The 5,508-nt window shown below is 38.4% G+C and carries 5 protein-coding genes; 4 read left to right on the top strand and 1 reads right to left on the bottom strand.

Going from position 1 to position 5,508, the window contains the following annotated elements; translation table 11 throughout:
- The 4 genes from N3F66_10390 to N3F66_10375 form a co-directional block, all read left to right on the top strand.
- Positions 1 to 1,011, top strand: a 1,011-nt coding sequence (locus N3F66_10390) for an HDOD domain-containing protein (protein MCX8124555.1), incomplete at its 5' end; no start/stop codon positions are given.
- A gap of 49 nt (positions 1,012 to 1,060) precedes the next feature.
- Entirely contained in the window at positions 1,061 to 1,885 is an 825-nt protein-coding gene (locus tag N3F66_10385; GenBank protein MCX8124554.1) for a helical backbone metal receptor, read from the top strand.
- Positions 1,886 to 1,969: 84 nt separating this feature from the next.
- Entirely contained in the window at positions 1,970 to 2,926 is a 957-nt protein-coding gene (locus N3F66_10380) for an iron ABC transporter permease (protein ID MCX8124553.1), read from the top strand.
- Positions 2,923 to 3,714, top strand: coding sequence for an ABC transporter ATP-binding protein (locus N3F66_10375; protein ID MCX8124552.1), 792 nt, complete (start codon positions 2,923 to 2,925; stop codon positions 3,712 to 3,714). Before N3F66_10380 ends, N3F66_10375 begins: the two co-directional genes overlap by 4 nt.
- A 3-nt stretch (positions 3,715 to 3,717) precedes the next feature.
- Here N3F66_10375 and N3F66_10370 read toward each other — a convergent pair whose 3' ends face one another.
- Positions 3,718 to 5,274 carry a methyl-accepting chemotaxis protein gene (locus N3F66_10370; protein ID MCX8124551.1) on the bottom strand — a complete coding sequence of 519 codons (1,557 nt, stop codon included), beginning with the start codon at positions 5,272 to 5,274 and terminating at the stop codon, positions 3,718 to 3,720.
- Positions 5,275 to 5,508: the final 234 nt, after the last annotated feature.

Here is a 5,508-nt window from a genome sequence, read left to right as displayed (position 1 = left end):
GAGACAACCCTCAAATCCAATTTGGCATATTTTTTCCCAAAGGAAGTCTTGACAATAGAAATACTTGAAACAGTTCCCATTACTGATGAAATAATTTCTATAACTCGAAAACTGAAGACTCAGGGCTATAAAATTGCCCTTGATGATTTTGTTTTTTCCGACGAATACCGGGAGTTACTTCCTTATGCAGATATCATTAAAGTTGACTTTTTGAATTCAACCACATTTGAGAGAATACAGATACACAATGAAACAGCCCATCTGAATATAAAACTTTTGGCAGAAAAAATAGAAACTTATGAGGATTTCCACGAAGCGCTTTCACTTGGTTATTCATATTTCCAGGGATTCTTCTTTTCAAGACCTGAGATTATCGAGTCAAAAGATATACCTGTCTATAAACTCAACTATCTTGAAATACTGCAACAGATTCATAAAGAAGATGTTGATTTTGGCAAACTAGAAGAGATTATCAAACGTGATGTTTCTTTAAGCTTTAAGCTACTGAAATTTATAAACTCAGCAGCATTTGGGTTTGCAAGCCAGATAGGCTCAATCAAACATGCTCTGGCGCTACTGGGTATCCGCGAATTCAAAAACTGGCTCTCTTTTGTGGTATTGCACAGCATTGCACAGGATAAGCCTCAAGAACTCATTGTCACATCGTTAATTCGTGCCAAATTTGCCGAACTTTTAGCTGCCACATCACAATTAAAAGCACAGGCGTCCGAATGCTTCCTTATGGGATTATTTTCTCTTGTAGATGCATTCTTTGATAAAGAAAAAGAAGAAATAATGCAGCAATTACCATTGACCGATGACATAAAACACGCCATTTTACAGCAAAAAGGGCCCTACTCTGGCATATACCAGTTTATTACCGCATACGAAAAAGGAAACTGGGAAGCAGTTAACAGGCTTTCGCATGACTTGCAACTGCCTGCAGAGCAAATTGCCCAATCGTACCGAAAAGCAATTGAATGGGCCAATACATTTTTTATTCAACATTAACATTAGCATTCCCCTTGACAATTAATTCAGCAGCTATATATTTCCAAGCATGGTTTATTACAAACGCTTTCACACAATAATTTTAATTTTACTGGGCGTGGTGGTTTTGGCGATAGCTCACTATAGTATGCTCTATGCATCACATAAACCCAAACATCTTTACACACGCATTATCTCTCTGTCGCCATCAATCACTGCCATGATTATTGATCTTGAAAGCGAACACCTGCTTGTGGGTGTAACTCGCTATCATCCACCGCTCTCCAAACCCATACCCATTGTGGGGAATATCAACAATCCCAATGTGGAACAAATAATTGCTCTGAAACCTGATGTTGTACTTGCATCTTTTGAGGATGCCGCCACGCAGAAGATTGAACAATTATCACATGCTAAAATTAATGTGCAATTACTTCCACCTGCCGTAAGCTTTGAGGCATTGTGCAGTAACTATCGCACTATTGCTTCCATCATTAATAAAGAAAAGATGGCACAAACCAAATTATTGCACTACAACAATATCAGACAAAGACTCATGCACAAGGGAAATGCAACGGCTATTATACTATTATCTTCTAATCCTTATATTGCGGTTTCGGGCAAGTCATATATTAGTAATATTTTTGCCGACGCAGGCATTGTCAATTATATCACCAACACTCCAACACGGTATCCTATCATTCAGCAGGAGTACCTTTTGACATCAGAGGTTGATTTCATCATTGCACTGTTTGGAGAGCCCCTTCCAGGAGCTATCGCACACTTAAAAAAGATTATCCATATTCCTTATCAGGACATATATCTATATACTCCTTCCCATTATTGCAATGCTCTGAAGCATATCACCCAGGTGCTTGCTGGCACTCTACAATAACCTGATTTGTATCACTCTAGTTACTATTAAAATGTTGACATCAGCATTCACTGTGGATGTTATGAATGTAGCAAAATTTACGCCATGAATGTACAATCAAAAATAGCACTTTCAGCAATCATTGCAGGATGTTTCGTTGTTCTTGCGATAGCTCTTTCCATTGGTACAACAGACGTAACACTGCTTTCACTACTCAAGGACAGCAATCCCGTTACAACACAAATTATTATATTCCGCCTGTTACGTATCGTCATGGCATTTGTGGTTGGTGCAGCACTTGCGGCGTCAGGATGTATATTTCAGGCAATTTTAAAAAACCCTCTTGCCGAACCGTACACTCTTGGTGTATCCGGTGGTGCAGCGCTGGGTGCAAGCATAGCAATTATAACAGGAAACCATTTTGTATCAGTGCTTGCATTCTGTGGTGGGCTTGCTGCGGTTGTTATAATTTTTTTTCTTGCACGATCGTTCCAGTTTCATCCCACTGCAGTAATTCTATCAGGGCTGTCACTTAGTTTTGTTCTTTCATCATCAGTGTTCTTACTATTTGCATTTTCAAAGCCAGATACTGTACATAAAGCATTAATGTGGCTATGGGGCGACCTTTCAATGGCACACTATGAGTACATCATTCCCTACTCTCTCAGTATACTGGTGTTGATATGCATCATGATTATGTTTCACAGACATTTAGATATACTTTCATTTGGATCACAATTTGCAGCTACACATGGAATATCTTTCTTTCAAGTAGGAATGCTTTTCTGGGTTGCATCTCTTGCAACCAGTATCACCGTGGCCGCAACCGGCATCATTGGCTTTGTTGGACTCATTGTACCACACGCAGTGCGCACACGTAACGCCAACCATGCATTTCTTTTACCTGTATCTGCTATTGCCGGCGGCACAACACTTGTAATTGCAGATACCATAGGCAGAAGTATTGTTACACCATACGAAATACCATCAGGCATTATCACCGGCTTTTTTGGAGGAATATTCTTTTTAATTCTTCTGTTAACACGCAAGGATAGCCTATGAAATTGTTTGAGTGCACAAATCTAAAAGCTGGATATAAAAACATCCCCGTATTGAATATCTCCCACTGTACAATTAATACAGGAGATTTTCTAGGCATAATAGGACCTAATGGTGCAGGCAAATCAACGCTACTCAAACTACTTGCCCGTATTATACTCCCTTTATCAGGAACTATCGCATACAAAAATAATGCTATAACTGCAATACCACTTACCAGATATGCCGCACAGGTTTCAGCAGTTATGGATATTGAACGTGTACTACCCTATACAGTTGAATCATTTGTTGCACTGGGCAGATTTCCTCACGCTCCACTGACTGGCCTACAAGAAAATGATATCAAATCTATAGAGGAAGCTATCCAGTACTGTAACATCGGATATATCAGACAAAAAAAATTGACAGAACTTTCATCGGGGGAGCTGCAACGTGTCAATATTGCACGTGCACTGGCACAAAGTACCCAATGCGTGTTGCTGGATGAACCGGTATCACATCTGGATATTCACCATGCGTATACAATCATGGATATTTTACGAAAGCTCAATGAAAACGGCAGTACCATCATAGCAATTTTGCACGATATCAATATTGCCTCAGAATACTGTAATAGAATAATGGGTATAAAAAACGGTGAAATCTTTTTTGATGGAAAACCGCACGAATGTATTACCTATCAAAATATTGAAGCACTATTTAATACTGTGTGCCTTGTCTACACAAATCCTTTATCTGGCAAACCGTATGTGTACCCAGTACCAGCGCATGTGAAAGCAAAAAAGCTATGACCTTCAACTAATTACTGCGGTTACCTGTGCCAACCGTTGGGCAATGTTATTTACAGTAATGGTTAATTCATTCATCTGCTCAGTCTTTTCAGCCACTATCTGGGCAACCTCAGACAACCGCTGAATTGAGGCTACACTTTCATTCATTGATGACTGTTGCTGGTTTATTGCCACAAGTATTTCATGCGATAAGGTGTCAAGTACTTCTGATTGGTTCTGCACATCTTCAATTGCCTTTTGCTGCATGCGTATGGCATTTCGCACCTGATTAATATGCCCCTGACTTGCAGAAATAATTTCAAGCATATCACCAAGCGCTTTCTGTGTATTCTGCATAATACTAACACTGCTGGAAATATCCTGATTAATTCTTGCAAGCTGCGAGGATATCTCTTTTGCATTGTCTCCTGTTGCCATGGCCAGTTTGCCTATTTCATCAGCAACAACCGCAAATCCTCTGCCATATTCACCAGCACGTGCTGCTTCAATGCTGGCATTAAGAGATAGTAAATTAATTTGATCTGTTATATTGCGGATAACATCAAGGAATGAATTTATGGCACCCCCGCTTTGCGTAACAATATCCATGATGCGCGATAACTCATTTAAACTCGATTCCGTCTTTTTTGAATATTCAGTTATTGTGATTATGTTTTCAAGCATCTGCTCACCAACACTGATAACATTCTTCTGAATTGCAACAAATTCCTGTATTCTCTCTTTCATTAATTTTGACTCTTGGGTCTGCTTTATTGTATTTTTATAAATAAGCTCTATTGCGGATGTCTGCTCCTCATACATTGACGAAAGTTCCTCACTCATAGTTGCTTCATCGTTTGCTACCTCTGAAAGCGTTGCGCTGATCTGTGTTTGATTTTTACTAACTTCAACAAGTGATGCATTTACTGTATTAGCCTCATGTACAATCCCTTTCAGTTGCTCTGCTTTTGTCAGGGCACTTTTTTCATTATCTAACGCAGTGAATGCAAACTGCTGTAGATTTTTTAATATTGCCACTGCTATTGCGGTAAAGCCAATGAGCATAACTATCTTGCCAATTTCATCATCAATAACAATGTGCCCCCACTCTGAACTTCCTGAAATTACCGGCATTTTTATAACAAAAATCCCTATGATAACCAGCAGAGCATATTGTACTGTTGCAACAATTCCGGTAAGAATAGTCAAAAAGCGGTCATTCTGAAACAACGTTAATAGTATAAACAAAAAGTAAGCTTGAAAGGCAGCACCTTCATTTATCATGAGATGTGGCTTTGCAGTTGCTAAATGGGAAAGTTTTAAAATTGTTGGTATAGAAATTTCAAACATAACGGTGCTGTATTTAATAATATTTGAGTATACTACTGATGCCACCGCTTTCAGATTAATGACAGATATAATTGCAAATATTGTAATCGTTATTAAATAACTGATATTAACAATTGCCGGGTTATTGGGTGCTGCAGATACAACTATAAGAAACAAAATAACAGCAACCACAATCCTTATTGTATTTGCTGTTTTTTTCCCTTTTATCGAAATAGTTTCAATAGTATTCATGGATGATCTCCAGTATCAATGGAAGCAGTATAATATGAGCAGACGCTCATTTTTGCAACATTATAATATTAACAGTTGATAGTCAACATATAAAAATAAATCAATATTTTTTATTAAAAAAAGAATTCCAGTTCCTATCTCTATTTTTTCACGAGAGCGCATAATAATGCTCTGACCCCATCGCGCATTTTTCTCACTTTTACCCAAATATTTCGCTATATCATCATGTACAAT

Source organism: Spirochaetota bacterium, assembly GCA_026414805.1.
Taxonomy (GTDB): domain Bacteria; phylum Spirochaetota; class UBA4802; order UBA4802; family UB4802; genus UBA4802.
Note: the sequence above shows the minus strand (reverse complement) of the source record. Positions and strands in the feature narration are given on the sequence as shown.

What these genes read in the sequence shown, in the direction of transcription:
- N3F66_10385 (MCX8124554.1), top strand. Translation starts at nt 1,061, where the DNA reads ATGGTTTATTACAAACGCTTTCACACAATAATTTTAATTTTACTGGGC.
- N3F66_10380 (MCX8124553.1), top strand. Translation starts at nt 1,970, where the DNA reads ATGAATGTACAATCAAAAATAGCACTTTCAGCAATCATTGCAGGATGT.
- N3F66_10375 (MCX8124552.1), top strand. Translation starts at nt 2,923, where the DNA reads ATGAAATTGTTTGAGTGCACAAATCTAAAAGCTGGATATAAAAACATC.
- N3F66_10370 (MCX8124551.1), bottom strand. Translation starts at nt 5,274, where the DNA reads ATGAATACTATTGAAACTATTTCGATAAAAGGGAAAAAAACAGCAAAT.